The 16479-nt window shown below is 42.7% G+C and carries 17 protein-coding genes; 7 read left to right on the top strand and 10 right to left on the bottom strand.

The features are described from left to right. Positions 1 to 8: 8 nt before the first annotated feature. From argJ to argC, 4 genes are read right to left on the bottom strand one after another with little or no spacing between them, the layout of a single operon-like run. A complete protein-coding gene (gene argJ / locus BET01_RS05625) occupies positions 9 to 1232 on the bottom strand; it encodes a bifunctional glutamate N-acetyltransferase/amino-acid acetyltransferase ArgJ (RefSeq protein ID WP_120195800.1) in 1224 nt (407 codons plus the stop codon). Positions 1233 to 1250: 18 nt separating this feature from the next. Then, complete coding sequence (locus BET01_RS05620) at positions 1251 to 1625, bottom strand: ACT domain-containing protein (RefSeq protein ID WP_120195799.1); 375 nt, start codon at positions 1623 to 1625, stop codon at positions 1251 to 1253. A 10-nt stretch (positions 1626 to 1635) separates the two neighbouring features. Beyond that, positions 1636 to 2082 (bottom strand): GNAT family N-acetyltransferase, encoded by a 447-nt coding sequence (locus BET01_RS05615; protein WP_120195798.1) that lies wholly within the window; start codon positions 2080 to 2082, stop codon positions 1636 to 1638. A 29-nt stretch (positions 2083 to 2111) separates the two neighbouring features. Further along, a complete protein-coding gene (gene argC / locus BET01_RS05610; RefSeq protein ID WP_120195797.1) occupies positions 2112 to 3152 on the bottom strand; it encodes an N-acetyl-gamma-glutamyl-phosphate reductase in 1041 nt (346 codons plus the stop codon). Between the two features lie 220 nt (positions 3153 to 3372). Here argC and BET01_RS05605 point away from each other — a divergent pair, with 220 nt between their 5' ends. Further along, the gene (locus tag BET01_RS05605) at positions 3373 to 4596 is read left to right on the top strand and encodes an argininosuccinate synthase (RefSeq protein WP_120195796.1); all 1224 of its coding nucleotides are present in this window, start codon (positions 3373 to 3375) and stop codon (positions 4594 to 4596) included. Between the two features lie 134 nt (positions 4597 to 4730). On the opposite strand, the gene BET01_RS05600 is transcribed toward BET01_RS05605, so the two are convergent. The 6 genes from BET01_RS05600 to nifS form a co-directional block, all read right to left on the bottom strand. Then, the gene (locus BET01_RS05600; RefSeq protein ID WP_120195795.1) at positions 4731 to 5204 is read right to left on the bottom strand and encodes a GNAT family N-acetyltransferase; all 474 of its coding nucleotides are present in this window, start codon (positions 5202 to 5204) and stop codon (positions 4731 to 4733) included. Positions 5205 to 5240: 36 nt separating this feature from the next. After that, positions 5241 to 6131 carry a patatin-like phospholipase family protein gene (locus BET01_RS05595; protein ID WP_120195794.1) on the bottom strand — a complete coding sequence of 297 codons (891 nt, stop codon included), beginning with the start codon at positions 6129 to 6131 and terminating at the stop codon, positions 5241 to 5243. A gap of 180 nt (positions 6132 to 6311) precedes the next feature. After that, positions 6312 to 7430: an N-acetylmuramoyl-L-alanine amidase gene (locus tag BET01_RS05590; RefSeq protein WP_243117132.1), complete on the bottom strand. Its 1119-nt coding sequence runs from the start codon at positions 7428 to 7430 to the stop codon at positions 6312 to 6314. Next, positions 7427 to 8506 (bottom strand): tRNA 2-thiouridine(34) synthase MnmA, encoded by a 1080-nt coding sequence (gene mnmA, locus BET01_RS05585; RefSeq protein ID WP_120195793.1) that lies wholly within the window; start codon positions 8504 to 8506, stop codon positions 7427 to 7429. The genes BET01_RS05590 and mnmA overlap by 4 nt, the downstream gene beginning before the upstream one ends. Before the next feature lie 99 nt (positions 8507 to 8605). Continuing rightward, entirely contained in the window at positions 8606 to 9043 is a 438-nt protein-coding gene (gene nifU, locus BET01_RS05580; RefSeq protein ID WP_120195792.1) for a Fe-S cluster assembly scaffold protein NifU, read from the bottom strand. A 61-nt stretch (positions 9044 to 9104) separates the two neighbouring features. Beyond that, the gene (nifS, locus tag BET01_RS05575) at positions 9105 to 10289 is read right to left on the bottom strand and encodes a cysteine desulfurase NifS (RefSeq protein ID WP_120195791.1); all 1185 of its coding nucleotides are present in this window, start codon (positions 10287 to 10289) and stop codon (positions 9105 to 9107) included. A 182-nt stretch (positions 10290 to 10471) separates the two neighbouring features. Between nifS and BET01_RS05570 the strand changes: the two genes are divergently transcribed. From BET01_RS05570 to asrC, 6 genes are all read left to right on the top strand, one after another. Beyond that, positions 10472 to 12025 carry a putative polysaccharide biosynthesis protein gene (locus BET01_RS05570; RefSeq protein WP_120195790.1) on the top strand — a complete coding sequence of 518 codons (1554 nt, stop codon included), beginning with the start codon at positions 10472 to 10474 and terminating at the stop codon, positions 12023 to 12025. Positions 12026 to 12095: 70 nt separating this feature from the next. Next, complete coding sequence (locus tag BET01_RS05565) at positions 12096 to 12782, top strand: Crp/Fnr family transcriptional regulator (RefSeq protein ID WP_120195789.1); 687 nt, start codon at positions 12096 to 12098, stop codon at positions 12780 to 12782. 83 nt (positions 12783 to 12865) lie between these two features. Continuing rightward, positions 12866 to 13633 carry a formate/nitrite transporter family protein gene (locus BET01_RS05560; RefSeq protein WP_120195788.1) on the top strand — a complete coding sequence of 256 codons (768 nt, stop codon included), beginning with the start codon at positions 12866 to 12868 and terminating at the stop codon, positions 13631 to 13633. A gap of 1 nt (position 13634) precedes the next feature. Further along, the gene (gene asrA / locus BET01_RS05555) at positions 13635 to 14654 is read left to right on the top strand and encodes an anaerobic sulfite reductase subunit AsrA (protein WP_120195787.1); all 1020 of its coding nucleotides are present in this window, start codon (positions 13635 to 13637) and stop codon (positions 14652 to 14654) included. Beyond that, complete coding sequence (asrB, locus tag BET01_RS05550) at positions 14644 to 15438, top strand: anaerobic sulfite reductase subunit AsrB (RefSeq protein WP_120195786.1); 795 nt, start codon at positions 14644 to 14646, stop codon at positions 15436 to 15438. The genes asrA and asrB overlap by 11 nt, the downstream gene beginning before the upstream one ends. A 15-nt stretch (positions 15439 to 15453) precedes the next feature. After that, entirely contained in the window at positions 15454 to 16416 is a 963-nt protein-coding gene (asrC, locus tag BET01_RS05545; RefSeq protein WP_120195785.1) for a sulfite reductase subunit C, read from the top strand. Positions 16417 to 16479: the final 63 nt, after the last annotated feature.

Raw genomic sequence — 16479 nt, 5'->3', positions numbered from 1 at the left:
ATTTCCGGTTATGAGCGGTAATCTGCATTTATTTTTACATAGTCAAAGGTTAAATCACAGCCCCATGCTGTGGCTTTTGCCTCACCCATTTTAATGTCTGCGGTTGCTGTCACTTCTGGTTCTGATAATATCTTAGTCGCTTCTTCCTCACTGTAAGGAAGAGCTACGCCGTCTTCTATGATCTTAAGTTTTCCTGCTGCACTTTCAAAATATAGGTCCACCTTTTCTGGATCAAACTGTGCTCCGGAGTAACCCATGGCACAAAGGATTCTGCCCCAGTTTGCATCGTGTCCAAATATTGCTGCTTTGGTCAAGCTGGAGGTGATGACTGACTTTGAAAGGGTCACTGCCTGCTCCTTTGATTCGGCGCCTATGATTTTCACTTCAAACAAAGCGGTACAGCCTTCTCCGTCTCCTGCCATCTTTTTTGCCAGTGTTTCATTGACATAATGAAGCGCATTGAAAAAAGTATCATAATCTTCGTTCTTTTCCGTGATCTCTTTATTTCCTGCCAGACCGTTTGAAAGGAGGAGAACGGTGTCATTGGTGGAGGTATCTCCATCTACGGAAATCATGTTATACGTATCTTTAATGTCTACTCTTAAGGCTTCCACAAGAAGTTCCTTTGATATGGCAACGTCTGTAGTGATGAAGCTTAACATGGTGCACATATCTGGGTGAATCATGCCAGAGCCTTTACACATGCCGCCGATGGTCACGATCTTTCCACCTAGTTCGATCTGAACTGCCACTTCCTTTTTCACGGTATCTGTGGTCATAATGGCAGTAGCCGCATTGGTTCCACTCTCAATCGAAGGAGAAAGATCTGGTGTCATGACTTTGATTCCGGCACGTATGCGGTCCATAGGAAGCTGCATGCCGATAACTCCGGTAGATGCGACTAATACAGAATCTTCTGGAATGGACAGGCACTCAGCCGCTTCCTTTGCTGTCTCCTTACAGTAAGAGTAGCCCTCCTGACCGGTACAGGCATTGGCAATTCCTGCATTGACCACGATTGCTTGGATAAATGGGGAATGATCCACCATTTCCTTATCCCATTTTACTGGTGCTGCTTTTACGATATTAGTCGTATAGGTTCCTGCTGCCTTACATGGCACTTCGCTGTAGATCATAGCCATATCTTTTCGGTCCTTATATTTAATTTCTGCTGCTGTGCAAGACGCTTTAAATCCCTGCGCCGCTGTAACTCCGCCGATGATTTCCTTCATATGATTATCCTCTCTCGTCTATATAGTTGTATATCCTGCTTCCTGTAGCGCTTTCATTGCCTTATGGTAAGATTCTTTTTTCACCAGTATGTAATCCGTCTGAAAGGTGGATACGGCAAAGATTCCTATGCCCTGATCTGCCAATACAGTGGATAGCTTGGATAAAATACCAATTAACGAGAAATCCAGAACCCCTTCCATGCGAAATGCTCTAAATCCATCTTCACGTTCCACTGGATTTTCTGGAGCAAGAGAAGTTTCGCATACCAGGGAAAACTCATCATCAGTCTTTCCAAAGAACCAAAACGGAGACGACTGAATCTCTTTCGTCAGCTCCGAAAGTCCGGACAACCTGCATACGGTATAATCTCCCGTGATTTGTTTTAATTTCATCTTGCTCCTCCTATGAATTTATATTGTATTTGTTTCCTTCATTTAACACACAGTCATAGGAATTAATATCTTCTCGCAAAGTAAAGCCTAAATCCTGCCAGAACTTATTTCCTATTTCATTGGAACAAAAGGCAATCAGGCTCACCTTGCTGATTTGCTCTTTGTTAAGTCTTAAAAGGGCTTCTGATACCATCTGATGACCCACGCCTTTGCCTCTGTAATCACTGGCCACACAAACGTGATAAAAGCTTCCTGATCTCCCGTCATGACCACTTAGTATGGTACCAATGATTCTGCCATTTTCCTCCGCAACCACACTGGTTTCCGGATTTCTCTTTAGAAACTTTCCTACGCCCTCCCTGGAATCATCTAAGCTGCGAAGTGCAAATCCTTTAATCCCAGACCAAAGCTCATAGACCTTATCATAATCTTTAAGTGTCATGGTTCGAATGATCATCTTTTGCTCCTTATAAAATGTACTTATTATTATGGAAACATGGGAACAAGCTTAAGTCCTTTTTGTTCTGGAAGTCCAAAGAGTAGATTCATATTTTGAACCGCCTGCCCTGCCGCTCCTTTTACCAGGTTATCCATAGCTCCCATCATAACGACACGATTGGTTCTCTTATCCACGATAGCGTTTACATCTACGAAATTGCTGCCTTCCACCCATTTCGTCTGCGGGGTAATATCATCTTTTAACACCCGGACAAAATATTCATCTTTATAATACTTATCATAGATGGCCTTGATCTCTTCGCTTGAAACCTCTTTTTTAAGAGTTCCATAAGCAGTTACCAAAATACCACGGTTCATGGGAACTAGATGAGGGGTAAAGCTGATAGTCACCGGATTATTCGATCCGTAGGAAAGCTGTTCTTCGATCTCAGGTATGTGTCTATGAACACCTACGCCGTAAGCCTTGATGTTTTCATTGACTTCACAGTAAAGGTTATCTGTCTTAGCACCCCTTCCAGCACCCGAGGTCCCTGATTTCGCATCGATGATAATGCTTAACGGATCCACTAGCCCTTCTTTTATAAGAGGATAAATGCTTAGAATGGAACAGGTAGGATAACATCCAGGGTTCGCAATTAACCTTGCGTCCTTTATTTTCTCTCGGTTGAGTTCAGGAAGTCCGTAGACCGCTTCTTCTATATATTGAGGTGTTTTATGCACCATTTTATACCACGATTCATATACAGCCACATCTTTAATCCGGTAATCAGCACTTAAATCTATGACCTTTGTCTTTGACAATATCGTATCATTCAAAAGGGAGGCCAAATATCCTTGAGGGGTAGCGGTAAAGATTACATCTGCTTTTTCTGCCAATACTTCTATATTATCATCAAGGCAACTGTCATCCACTATTTTGTACATGTTCTGATAGACCGATGCATATTTTTGATCCACATAGCTTTTAGAACCATACCATATGATCTCTACATCATCTCTTTGTAGCAAGAGTCTTGCAAGTTCTCCGCCTGCATATCCGGTGGAACCGATGATACCTGCCTTTATCATATCCATCTCTCCTTTTCGTTCCTATTATAATACTCTCATTCTTTGTTACAAAAGCACGTTTTATGCTTCAGGTTTTATTAGTTCATAATTATACATCTACATTGTATATTATGCAAGTTCTTTTTATATTTTATATTAATGCTTGCATTATTGAATATTTTGGTGTATATTTATGTAAGTTCAACAGACAAAATACAATTAAGCAGAGGAGAAACATAGAATGAAAGAAAAAGTTATTTTAGCTTATTCCGGAGGACTGGATACAACAGCAATTATCCCATGGTTAAAGGAACATTTTGATTATGACGTTATCTGCTGCTGCATCGACTGCGGCCAGGGGAATGAATTAGACGGTCTGGAAGAGAGAGCCAAGTTATCTGGTGCTTCCAAATTATATATTGAAGATCTGGTTGATGATTTTAGCGATAACTACATCATTCCTTGTGTACAAGCGAATGCTGTATATGAAAATAAATACCTGCTGGGTACTTCCATGGCTCGTCCTGCCATTGCCAAACGTTTGGTAGAGATCGCAAGAATCGAAGGCGCTACTGCCATCTGTCACGGAGCCACCGGAAAAGGTAATGACCAGATTCGTTTTGAGCTTGGAATTAAAGCACTTGCTCCTGATTTAAAAATCATCGCTCCATGGCGTATGACAGATGTCTGGACCATGCAGTCCAGGGAAGATGAGATCGAATACTGTAAGCAGCATGGCATTGATCTTCCTTTCTCCGCAGACAGCAGCTACAGCCGTGACCGCAACTTATGGCACATCAGCCATGAAGGTCTGGAACTAGAAGATCCTGCTAACGAGCCAAATTACGATCACCTCTTAGTTCTTGGTGTTTCCCCAGAACAGGCACCAGACGTAGGCGAATATGTGACCATGACCTTTAAAAAGGGCGTTCCAGTCAGCGTTAATGGAAAAGAGATGAAAGTTTCTGATATCATAACCACCTTAAATGAACTGGGCGGAAAACATGGAATTGGTATCATTGATATTGTAGAAAACCGTGTGGTTGGAATGAAATCAAGAGGTGTTTATGAAACGCCAGGCGGTACCATTCTTATGGAAGCTCACCAGCAAATAGAAGAACTTGTTTTAGACCGTGCTACGATGGAAGTAAAAAAAGATATGGGCAATAAATTTGCTCAGATCGTTTACGAAGGAAAATGGTTTACCCCACTTCGTGAAGCCGTTCAGGCATTTATAACTTCTACTCAGGTGTATGTGACTGGTGAAGTGAAGTTTAAGCTTTATAAAGGAAATATTATCAAAGCTGGAACTACCTCTCCTTATTCTTTATACAGCGAATCACTCGCTTCCTTTACTACTGGAGATCTTTACGATCACCACGATGCAGAGGGATTTATTACACTCTTTGGCCTACCATTGAAGGTTCGTGCTATGAAGATGCAGGAAGCAGAAAAGAAGAATTAATTCATGAATACAAAAAATAAGGTTGCTGTATCATAACATTATAGTTATACATTATACAAAAACACGTTTTGATTGGCTTATAAAAGCTCAATCAAAACGTGTTTTTATGATTGCTATTTTGCAACAGTCTCTTTTTATTCTGCCAATTGTCTTAATGTATCTCCAGTCACCCGGTAAACGGTCCACTCATCCATTGGAACAGCACCAAGGGAGCGGTAAAAATCAATACTTTTCTGGTTCCAGTCAAGACAGGACCATTCAAGCCTTCCACAGCCTCGCTCCACGGTTATGGCTCCCAGTTTTTTAAGAAGCGCTTTCCCCACTCCAGAACCTCTAAATTCTGGCTTTACATAAAGGTCTTCTAGATAAATACCAGCTCTTCCAAGGAAGGTAGAGAAGTTATGGAAAAATAAGATAAAGCCAGCTTCCTCTCCATTTGCCTGCGCCAAGATCACCTCTGCCTTTTTCTGATTGAATATCCATTCCTCCAGAATCTCCTCAGTTGCCACTACTTCATTTTCTAAGTTCTCATATTCTGCCAATCCTTTGATATAATCAAAGATCAAAGCCAGGTCCTGTTTTTTAGCATATCGAAATGTAATCTCCATTTGTTCCTCCTAAATGTAATATTCTATATTGTTTATCTATGAACGCTTTTCCAGCACTTTTCTGATGCGGGGAATCATCTGCTTTGTATAAACGTAACCGCTATCCATGCACTCCTCCATACAATCAAAGGTAAGAAGTCCCGCGTCCTTAGGAAGGGTAGGTTTTAAGAGCATGACCTCACCCCCACTTCCGCAATCTTTTAAATCTCTACTCATAACGGAAAAGGAATGATAAGCAATCTCAATGATGGAATCATCATGAGGCTTTTCATACTTCTCCCCAATATCTACCCCTAAGACTTTGGGAACTCCAGCTGCAATGAGTAAATCTACGGGAAGGTTATTGGTCACGCCTCCATCCACTAAAAGAAAGTTTTTTATTGGTCTTGGGCGAAAGATTGCGGGCACAGAGGAACTGGCCATCATGATCTCACACAGAGATCCACTTCTCTCCCATTTTACATGCTCCAGCCTTAGAGCGGAGAGCGGTATCTGTTCGTGAAATAGATTGGTAAATACCACGGTATCGCCACTGTTAATATCCACTGCCGGTATTAATATCCCTTTACATTTTCCCTGTATATCCATGTTCATGGTAAGATCACAGAGAAAATTTTGAAGTCGATTTCCTTTAATCAGTCCTCGAAGTGATGTCTGCTTTCCCAAGATGATTTGAGGAAGAAACAGAGCAATTCCAAAAACATCAGGATCAATCAGGTTCTTTCCATGCTTTGCTAACCACCGCACAGTATCCCTCATCTCCCCGATGCCCATACCCGATGCGTAAAGCCCCGCCACAATGCTTCCTGCACTAGCTCCTGCGATCTGACTTGGAAGAAGTCCCTCTTCTTCCAGGGCTGTTAAAACTCCCACATGGGCAGCCCCTCTGGTACCGCCCCCTGCCAGCGCCAGTCCGTAATCTGCCATTTTTCTCTCCTCGCTTTTCAGCTAGGTTTTAGAAAAATTTATGCCTATCAGATCGAATATATAACTGTCCTACGGATACAAAGAAGAACAGAGTTTAAGACAATCCTCTTATTTGAGGTATTTTCTTAAAAACTGTTCTTTTATTAAGTTCCATTGCTAAACATATCCTGCGGCAATGATCTATTTTGAATAATAATCGTCAACTCCGTCTGCAATTCCCTTGGCAAGCTTATCTCGGTATTCTTCCGTAGCCATCTTTTGGTCTTCCTCTGGATTGCTCATAAAACCCATTTCAACAATGGTTACCGGAATCTTGCACCAATTGATACCACTCATGGAGTCGGTCTCTTGTATTCCTTTGTTCTTAAATCCAGTCTGTCCCACGATGCCATCCACAACTGACTTTGAAAGAGCATGGCTCTTGTCGTAGAGATTTCCATTGTATGGATTCTTAGAGGTCTGACACATGTTAAGAACTCCATGGACACTGCTGTCGTTTAAGGAGTTGGCATGTACCCGGATAAAAATATCGGCTCCGCTTTTGTTTGCCATCTCGGCGCGCTCTGCATTGCTGATATTCACATCATTGGTTTCCCGAATCATATAGACCTGATAACCGCGGTCTGTCAGCTCTTTTTTCAGTTTTAAGGATACGGCTAGGGTAAGCTTATATTCTGGTATTCCCGACTTTACTCCGGTTGCTCCAGAGGCTACCTTTGCTTTCATCTGGGAAGAACCTGGGGCAACTGGTTCTTTCTCTGAATTCCCCTTTGCCTGATGACCTGCATCAATTGCTATAATCTTTCCAGCTCCTGTTGAGGTTACAGATGTGGCTTTGCTTGTTTCCTCTACCACAGGTTTGTCCTTAGATAGAAACTGAGAAGAGATATAACTTATCTTGCCATCATATACCACCCGGCTCCAGGAACTGTTAAAACCAGTGCGCTTTAGGGATGTCCCCTTATCAAGCTTTGTTAGAACCTGGCCGTCAGAGGAAGGGGATTTTCTTACATTAACAGAAGTAGCCGTTACGTATACCGTCTCATCTGCGCCCTGAAAGGCGGGAGCTGTCTCTTTGGTGACCGATGCCTCTAGGGAGCTTGTTTCCGCTTTTCCAGAACTATCTTTAATAGAAACAGGAGTAGACTCTTTTTCTTCCTGAGGCAGACCTCCCTGGGCTTCTTCCACCGTGGGAGCTTCCATGGATGTATACTTTTTCTGGCAACCCATAAGGATGGATGCACAAATAAGAATCATGGACAAGAGAAACCAGACTTTTCCTTTTCTTATATATCTCACAGTATGGTTCCTCCTCCCACAACATAATCTCCATCATAAAATACCACGGCCTGCCCCGGCGTAATGGCCCTTTGTGGTTCTTCAAAACGGCACTCGATAAGTCCGTCTTCCACTTCCTGTATGGTACAGGTGCCACCTTTGTGGCTGTAACGGATCTTAGCTGTTACCGTCTTGGTTTCCCCATGGATTCCGTCAATTGACATCCAGTTGATATGGCCGGCACGGAGCGTCGTAGAAAAAACATCTTCTCCCTTTCCTATGACCACTTCGTTAGATTCAGGACGGATCTCAACTACAAAAACAGGATATCCCATGGATAAGTTAAGACCTTTTCTCTGTCCAACCGTATAATGGGTGATGCCTTTATGACGTCCAATTACCTTGCCGTCTAAATCCACAAAATCACCTTCCGGTGCTTTCTCACCTACATTTTCTTCAATGAAACCTGCATAATCATTATCAGGAATAAAGCAGATCTCCTGGCTGTCTGGCTTATGGGCTACCCGAAGATTGATCTGGGTTGCAATTTCCCTGATCTGGTCTTTAGAATAAGCACCTACCGGCATCAACGTACGGGAGAGCTGCTCTTGAGTCAAATTATAAAGGGCATAGGTTTGATCCTTTGCGGCAGTCACTGATTTCTTTAAGGCAAAACGTCCGTTTGGAAGCTTGTCTATCTGGGCGTAATGACCCGTTGCAATGTAATCCGCTCCAATATCCAGACTCCGCTTTAAAAGAGATTCCCACTTTACATACCGATTGCAGGCGATACATGGATTAGGAGTTCTTCCCTTTTGGTACTCTTCTACAAAATAATCAATGACATTTGATTTAAATTCTTCTTTAAAATTCATAACATAATAAGGAATACCAAGATCCCAGGCAACACGTCTGGCGTCGTCTACGGCACTAAGCCCACAACAGCCTCCGTTCTCTTCCTGGGAACTGGTATCCTCATCCTGCCATATCTGCATGGTTACTCCGATTACGTCGTATCCCTGTTCTTTTAAAAGCCAGGCGGCGACTGAGGAATCCACGCCTCCTGACATTCCTACTACTACTTTTTCTTTACTCATAGCTTCACGCTTCCACTTTCCGCCCATGCTCTTGGGCATAGAGGTATACCCGAAGGGTGTTTTTCATCTCTTCCGCCGGGTAAGCAAAAGCCCGGCATCTTAATATTCTTCCTCAACCTCTTCTTCACCAATATCAGACTTTGGTTTCTTAAGGCCATCAATCATGATCCCGTTCTTATTTGCATAATCCCATAATGCGGCATGAATGGCTTCTTCTGCCAATAAAGAACAGTGTATCTTTACTGGAGGAAGTCCGTCGAGTGCCTCACATACAGCCTGGTTTGTAATCTCCATGGCTTCTTTTACTGTCTTACCTTTTACAAGCTCAGTTGCCATACTGCTGGTGGCAACCGCCGCGCCACAGCCAAAGGTTTTAAACTTCACATCCTGAATGATCTGATTCTCATCGATGTCCAGATACATTCTCATGATATCTCCGCACTTTGCATTTCCTACGGTACCCATACCGCTTGCATTCTCTATTTCTCCAACATTTCTTGGATGCTCAAAATGATCCATTACTTTATCTGTATACATATTCTATATTCTCCATTTCCAGGTAATGATTCCCGATTATAACTAGTCAGCCGATATCTATTTATTTTGCCTGATGTTTTAAATAATCTTCATAAAGAGGTGACATGCTGCGCAGCTTTGCTACGATCTCTTTCGTAGAATCTACTACGAAATCCATCTCTTCTTTGGTATTGATATGATCCAGAGAAAGGCGAAGAGATCCATGAGCAATCTCATGAGGCAGCCCAATGGCTAACAATACATGGGATGGATCTAATGACCCGGAAGTACAAGCGGAACCGCTGGAACCGCAGATGCCCTTCATATCCAGCATGATAAGAAGAGATTCTCCTTCAATAAACTGGAATGCAAAGTTTACATTGTTTGAAAGTCTGTTCTTTCTATGTCCATTGATCCTGGTATATGGAATCTCATCCATAACACGATTCATTAAATATTCTCTAAGCTCTGTTTCCTTCTGGATTCTCTCATCCATCTCGGCAACTGCAAGCTCAACGGCCTTCCCAAAGCCAACGATTCCTGGGACATTCTCTGTTCCTGCACGGCGCTTACGTTCCTGTCCGCCTCCGTGTACAAAGGAACGGGATTTGATTCCGGTTCTAATATATAAACAGCCAATGCCCTTTGGACCATTCACCTTGTGGGCACTGGTACTGAGCATATCGATATTATATTCATCTACATTAATTGGTACGTGACCAAAAGCCTGGACAGCATCCGTATGGAAGAAAATTCCATGCTCTTTTGCAATCTGGCCGATTTCCTTAATTGGTTCAATGGTACCAATCTCGTTATTCGCAAACATAATGGAAATAAGAATGGTATCTGGACGTATGGCTTTTTTAAGCTCCTCCAGTTTTATCACACCGTTCTCATCCACATCTAAATAGGTAACTTCAAAGCCACGTTTTTCTAAATATTCGCAGGTATGAAGAACCGCATGGTGTTCAATCTTGCTGGTAATGATGTGTTTTCCCTTTGATTCATAAGCTTCTGCAGTTGCTATCAGCGCCCAGTTATCGGCTTCAGAACCTCCTGCTGTAAAATAAATCTCATTGGATTTTGCGCCAAGCGCATTGGCTATGGTCTCTCTGGCTCCTGTAATGGCCTTTTTAGAGATCCCGGAAAACTCATATACGGATGATGGATTGCCGTAAAATTCCGTAAAATAAGGCAGCATGGCTTCCACGACCTCTGGTCGTGTCATTGTCGTAGCTGCATTGTCAAGATAAATCAATTGTTTCATAGTTGTTAATTCCGCCTTTCTGTAGTTCTAAAGTTAAAAGCTTCATCTACAAATTCTATTATACACACATTTCCTAGAATTTCAATAGGAATGATTCTCATTATAATTATGTGAATATGAAACTGTCATTAAGAAAGAATCCCTTCCATATATTATAACAATTCTCATTTACAGGAGATTTTATGAATGAATCCTTAAAGATCCCCCGAAAACTCTCTCCTACGAAATATGCACTACTGACCGGTACGATTCTTCTCACCTCCGCCGGACTTATTACCAGAGTCCTGGGCTTTTTTTACCGGATCTTTCTCTCCAGAACCATTGGTGCTGAGGGTCTTGGAGTCTTTAATCTGATTCACCCAGTCTTTGGTATCTGTTTTGCCTTATGCGCAGGCTCCATTCAAACTGCCATTTCCCAGTCTGTCGCCGCCAATGCCAGAAAAGGACGATCCGTTTTTCGGTCAGGCCTTATTATTTCAATGGGGATTTCTGTGGTTTTGGCATATGCAATCATACAGTTTAAAGATATTATTGCCAATAACATTCTCATGGAACCCCGATGTGCCCCTCTTCTTATCTTTGTTGCCGTATCGGTTCCTTGCGCCGCCGTTCATGCTTGCATCAACGGTTACTATTATGGTATGCAAAAACCACAGGTTCCGGCTTTGGCACAGATTATAGAACAGTCCATCCGGATTGGAGCCGTTTTCCTGATCGCAGATATTATGATTCGGTCTGGAATTACCATTACCGTACAGCTTGCTGTTTTAGGGCATTTAATAGGAGAGATTGCTTCTTCTCTTTTTACGGTTACCGCTTACCGTTTCTTTCCTCCCAAGATGGCTCCGGGTGTCTCTCAGATTCATTCTGGCTTTCAAGATACCGCGCCAGAGCTGATTCAGGTTGCTCTTCCTCTTATGGGAAACCGTTTAATTTTAAATATCCTCTTTAGTGCAGAAGCAATCTTAATTCCCAGCAGACTTCAGATGTCAGGTCTTTCTGACTCTGCGGCGCTTTCTGTATACGGTGTTTTGACCGGAATGGCTCTGCCCTTTATCCTCTTCCCCTCTACAGTATTTAATTCACTTGCTGTTCTTTTACTACCTACCGTTGCAGAAGCTCAGTCAGAAGGGAATGATCGTAGGATCGGATTAGCCATTTCCATGTCTCTTCGTTACTGTTTGTATGTTGGTATCTTATGTATTGGTATATTTACCTTATTTGGTAATGATTTAGGCGTCAGCGTATTTAAAGATAATACGGCTGGAAGCTATATGACCATCCTTGCCTGGTTATGTCCATTTATCTATTTGGTCACTACCATGGGAAGCATCCTAAATGGACTAGGAAAAACCTCTGTTACCTTTGTCCAAAATGTAGCCTGCATGATGGTCCGCCTTTTCTTTGTACTCTTTGGGATTCCAAAGTTTGGTATTGTGGCTTACCTGGTGGGGACCCTGGTTAGTGAACTTATGCTGGCTCTTATGCATGTTCTTACCTTAAAAAAGATTGTGGATTTTGTCTGGAACGCATGGGATATGATTGTGAAACCATCGACTCTTATGATACTGGCAATTGGGATCTATTATGCTGCATTCTCCCTTTTTGATCCCTTTGCTGGTCTTTCCCTGTTCTTTAAAACAGCCCTACATATTGGAATCTTGAGTATCTTCTACCTGGTATTGCTTTTAGGCGTTCATATGATGAAAAAAGATCCGGAGGGAGAAGCTTTTTAAAAAACGGTATCCCTGTCTTGACTTAAGGCTCCTGACTGATATAATGATACAAAAGGAGAGGGTCAATCTCATGGATGTGAAAGAAGCATGTTCCCAAGTTGAAATCTTTCAATCGATTTCAGAAAAGTCAACCGCCGCCCTAGAGGCCTTCGGAAGCCTTCGGCGTATTCCAAAAGGGACCCACCTCTTTTGGGATAAGGAAATGAACCAAACCCTTTATATTGTTATAAGCGGATTTGTATCCCTTTATAAAATCAATTCCCAAGGCGAGAGAAAGACCATATTTCTTCTTGGTAAGGGAGATGTCGTCAATGAAGAGGTTCTTCAAAATATGCCTGCCTCCATTAACTGCGAGGCCTTTGAACCTTCCCTTCTTCTTTGTTTTGGAAAGATGGAGCTTTTATCTGTGATGCGCCATGACTTTACTCTAACAAAGGCTATCTTCGATTCCCTGGCTCTAAAAAACCGCCGCCTCTATCGTCAGCTTAAAAACACCTCCAATTCTTTACATGGAGAAAAACGAATTGCTGCAAAGCTGTGGAGGTTATCTAAGGATTACGGCATTGCAGATGGTGATGGTACCTTAATTAATATGGAAATCAGTGTTACTTATCTGGCGGATATGCTGGGGTCTAGACGTGAAACCGTATCTCGTCAGCTAAAGCATCTAAGCGAACAAGGTTTGATACAGGTTCAAAAGGGAAGAATCGTCATTCCTGACCGAAATGCCTTATCTGTTTTTTTCAAGTCACCGTGATTTATATCACGGTGATTTTTTAATTTGTTGATTATACTGTACTTATAGGAAGATTGATAAAAAATAAACAAAGGAGGTAGTTTATGTTTCAGGAGGAATATTCAACGTTAGCAAACGCAGCCAAAAGCAAATCGAATTTATTAAAAAGCAATCCAATTGGTTATTTGATTGCTTCTATGTTAGCCGGTATTTATGTGGGGTTCGGCGTACTGCTCATTTTTACTGCCGGAGGAATGATTTCCAATCAGCCTTACGTCAAGATTATTATGGGCATATCCTTTGGTATCGCACTCAGCCTTGTTATCATGGCAGGTGCGGAACTGTTTACTGGAAATAATTTAGTTATGGCGGGAGGACTTTTTCGGGGTACTGTCACACTGTCTGAGACAATGAAATTGTGGGTGATCTGCTTGATTGGAAATTGGGCTGGTTCCATTGTCATTGCCCTTGTTTTCTGGGGAGCTGGTCTTGCAACGGGTCCTGTTGGGGAATTCATGGCAAAAGCCGCTGCTGCGAAAATGGCCATCCCTTTGGCGCCTCTCTTTTTTAGAGCCGTTCTCTGTAATACGTTAGTCTGTCTTGCCATCTGGTGCGGCTTCCGCTGCAAATCAGAAAGCGGTAAGCTGATTATGGTTTTTTGGTGTCTCTTTGCTTTTATTACTAGTGGTTATGAACACAGCATAGCTAACATGACACTGCTGACAGTCGGAATTTTAAATCCAGGCGGCGCTGCGGTTTCCTTATCTGGATATTTTTATAATATTTTGGTAGCAATCCTTGGCAATATGGTTGGAGGAATTTTATTCATAGCAGTTCCTTACCATCTCATATCCAAACAGAAGGAGGTCTAACATGGGTTACCTATTAGGACTGAAAGAAATCAATGAGGTGCTTCGTCAGTGGAACAAGAATTTTGTTATCTACGCACCAAAGTTGATTCCAGACGGAGGGGCATTTTCTGACACAGACTCAGTTCATTACGGTGAGGTCACTTCTATAGAAGAAATTGTCTTTGATAGAAAGTCAGACTTCTCTTTTAAGGAAATCTTACTTCCCATCTCTGAAACCTTATTTTATTTTACAGAGGATTCCGTTATGGAACCGGCTACGCCAGAAAAACAGGCCATCATCTTTTTACGAAGCTGTGATCTTCATGCGGTGAAACGGCTGGATACCATGTATTTGCATAACGGTGCCGAAGATCACTATTATAAGAGACTTCGGGATCGGGTGAAATTTATACTTATGGGCTGCAAAGAGTCCTATGAAAGCTGTTTTTGCGTGGATATGGAGACCAATCGGTCTGATGACTACCATGCTTCCATGGATCTTTCCGAGGAAGGAGTTCGGATTGATAACAAAAATCCAGAGTGGGATGAGCTCCTAACCGCCAACTGCACGAAGCAGGCTGACGTAACCCCTTCTTATGTAACGGAAACAGAGACTCGCGTAAATATTCCTAAATCTCTTTCCTTAGACATCATGAAATCAACCATGTGGAATCAATATGACAGTCGCTGTATTGGCTGTGGACGATGTAATTTTGTGTGTCCTACCTGCACTTGCTTTACCATGCAGGATGTGTTCTATACGGATAATGGTAAGACCGGAGAACGACGCCGAGTATGGGCTTCTTGTATGACAGATGGCTTTACAGATGTAGCCGGAGGCGGCAGCTACCGTAAGAATAACGGTCAGCGCATGCGCTTTAAGGTACTTCACAAAGTATATGATTATAAAAAACGCAATGGGATTCATATGTGCGTAGGCTGCGGCCGCTGCGACGATGTCTGCCCGGAGTACATCTCATTTTCTCACTGCATCAATCAGTTGGAGAATGGCATGAAGGAGGTAACGGAACATGAATCATAATGAATATCTTCCCTTCCGGTCTGAAATCAAAGAAGTGATGAAGCATACAGACATTGAATATACGTTTCGTATGGCCTATGAAGGAGACGTAAAACCGGGTCAGTTTTTCGAGGTCTCCATTCCAAAGTTTGGAGAGGCCCCCATATCGGTCAGCGGCATTCGTGAGGATTCCGTAGATTTAACCATTCGCCGGGTGGGAACCGTTACTGGAGAAATCTTTGAACGGTATCAGGGAGACAGCTTGTTTTTAAGAGGTCCTTACGGCAATGGATTTGACGTAGAGAATTATCGGGGAAAAGAACTGCTTGTCATTGCCGGAGGTACCGGACTTTCTCCGGTCAAAGCCGTAGTTGACTATTTTTCCGACCATATCGAAGAGACAAATGGAATGACACTAGTTGCCGGATTTAAAACTCCAAAGGATATTCTCTTTTTAGAGGATTTCGGCAAATGGAAACAGGCGATGGAAGTTATCCTGACCGTTGACTGTGCCGATGATGATACTGCCTGCCAGATTGGACTAGTCACTCAGTATATTCCAGGCTTAAAGCTTAAGAACAAGGAAGAAACTACTGCAATCGTGGTAGGACCTCCTGCCATGATGCGTTTTACCACTCAGGGACTTTTGGATATTGGACTTAAAGAAGAGAACATCTGGATCTCTCATGAACGGAAAATGTGCTGCGGAATCGGCAAATGCGGACACTGTAAAATTGATGATACCTATGTGTGTTTGGACGGACCTGTCTTTCCATATACCAAAGGCCGCAAACTTTTGGACTAGAAAGGGGAATGACGAATGGATATTAACACAAAGGAACTGAAAAAAAATGCATTCCGAATCACCAAGCACAGAGGGCTTTCTGCTTCCCGAATCCGGGTTCCCGGGGGATACTTAGATGCCAAATTACTGACTATGATTCAGAACATCGCTGAAACCTATGGTAACGGTACCGTACAAATCACCTCCAGACAGGGCTTTGAAATTCCTGGCATACCATTTGCCGATATACCAAAGGTCAATGCCCTGTTACAGCCTATTATCGAAGAACTGGATATCAATCAGGCGGAAAAGGGACAGGGATATAGCGCTGCCGGCACTAGAAATGTTACCGCTTGCATCGGCAACAATGTATGCCCTTATGCCTGCTATAACACAACCAACTTTGCCAAAAGAATCGAAAAAGCAATCTTCCCAAACAATCTCCACTTTAAGGTTGCCTTAACTGGCTGCCCCAATGATTGTGCCAAGGTGCGGATGCACGATTTTGGAATTATGGGAATGACACTCCCCCATTATGATGCGGACCGTTGCGTCAATTGTGGTGCTTGTGTCAAAGCATGTAAGAGAAAGTCAACCGGTGCTCTTACATCCGTGAATGGTAAGGTTGCTAGAAATCATGAGTCCTGCATCGGCTGTGGGGAATGTGTGCTTGCCTGTCCTACCCGCGCCTGGACAAGAAGCCGGGAAAAGTTTTACCGCCTTACGCTCCTTGGACGTACCGGTAAGAAAAATCCTCGTCTGGGTGAGGACTTCATAAAATGGGCGGATGAAGAAAGTATTCTTAAAATCATGTTAAATACCTATGACTATGTTGCAAAATACATCGATCTCACCGCTCCCGGTGGAAAAGAACACATCGGATATATTGTGGACCGAACCGGCTTTGAAGAGTTTTATAAGTGGGCCATGAAAGATGTTTCATTGCCAGAGGAGGCTGATGTTTATAAGCCACTTTACTGGAAAGGCGTGAAATATTAATCTTTGTGTTGTGATTATAATTCTATACAAATAAAAAAATGGCTTGAATCCATCTCCCGATTT

Source organism: Lacrimispora algidixylanolytica, assembly GCF_003609635.1.
Classification (GTDB): domain Bacteria; phylum Bacillota; class Clostridia; order Lachnospirales; family Lachnospiraceae; genus Lacrimispora; species Lacrimispora algidixylanolytica.
This window is presented reverse-complemented; position numbering and strand designations above follow the sequence as displayed.

Bases quoted from the DNA above. Each gene is read 5' to 3' on its own strand.
- argJ (WP_120195800.1), bottom strand. From the start codon at position 1,232: ATGAAGGAAATCATCGGCGGAGTTACAGCGGCGCAGGGATTTAAAGCG.
- nifU (WP_120195792.1), bottom strand. From the start codon at position 9,043: ATGTATACAGATAAAGTAATGGATCATTTTGAGCATCCAAGAAATGTT.
- argC (WP_120195797.1), bottom strand. From the start codon at position 3,152: ATGATAAAGGCAGGTATCATCGGTTCCACCGGATATGCAGGCGGAGAA.
- nifS (WP_120195791.1), bottom strand. From the start codon at position 10,289: ATGAAACAATTGATTTATCTTGACAATGCAGCTACGACAATGACACGA.
- BET01_RS05570 (WP_120195790.1), top strand. From the start codon at position 10,472: ATGAATGAATCCTTAAAGATCCCCCGAAAACTCTCTCCTACGAAATAT.
- BET01_RS05600 (WP_120195795.1), bottom strand. From the start codon at position 5,204: ATGGAGATTACATTTCGATATGCTAAAAAACAGGACCTGGCTTTGATC.
- BET01_RS05605 (WP_120195796.1), top strand. From the start codon at position 3,373: ATGAAAGAAAAAGTTATTTTAGCTTATTCCGGAGGACTGGATACAACA.
- mnmA (WP_120195793.1), bottom strand. From the start codon at position 8,506: ATGAGTAAAGAAAAAGTAGTAGTAGGAATGTCAGGAGGCGTGGATTCC.
- BET01_RS05565 (WP_120195789.1), top strand. From the start codon at position 12,096: ATGGATGTGAAAGAAGCATGTTCCCAAGTTGAAATCTTTCAATCGATT.
- asrA (WP_120195787.1), top strand. From the start codon at position 13,635: ATGGGTTACCTATTAGGACTGAAAGAAATCAATGAGGTGCTTCGTCAG.
- BET01_RS05560 (WP_120195788.1), top strand. From the start codon at position 12,866: ATGTTTCAGGAGGAATATTCAACGTTAGCAAACGCAGCCAAAAGCAAA.
- asrB (WP_120195786.1), top strand. From the start codon at position 14,644: ATGAATCATAATGAATATCTTCCCTTCCGGTCTGAAATCAAAGAAGTG.
- BET01_RS05620 (WP_120195799.1), bottom strand. From the start codon at position 1,625: ATGAAATTAAAACAAATCACGGGAGATTATACCGTATGCAGGTTGTCC.
- BET01_RS05615 (WP_120195798.1), bottom strand. From the start codon at position 2,082: ATGATCATTCGAACCATGACACTTAAAGATTATGATAAGGTCTATGAG.
- asrC (WP_120195785.1), top strand. From the start codon at position 15,454: ATGGATATTAACACAAAGGAACTGAAAAAAAATGCATTCCGAATCACC.
- BET01_RS05595 (WP_120195794.1), bottom strand. From the start codon at position 6,131: ATGGCAGATTACGGACTGGCGCTGGCAGGGGGCGGTACCAGAGGGGCT.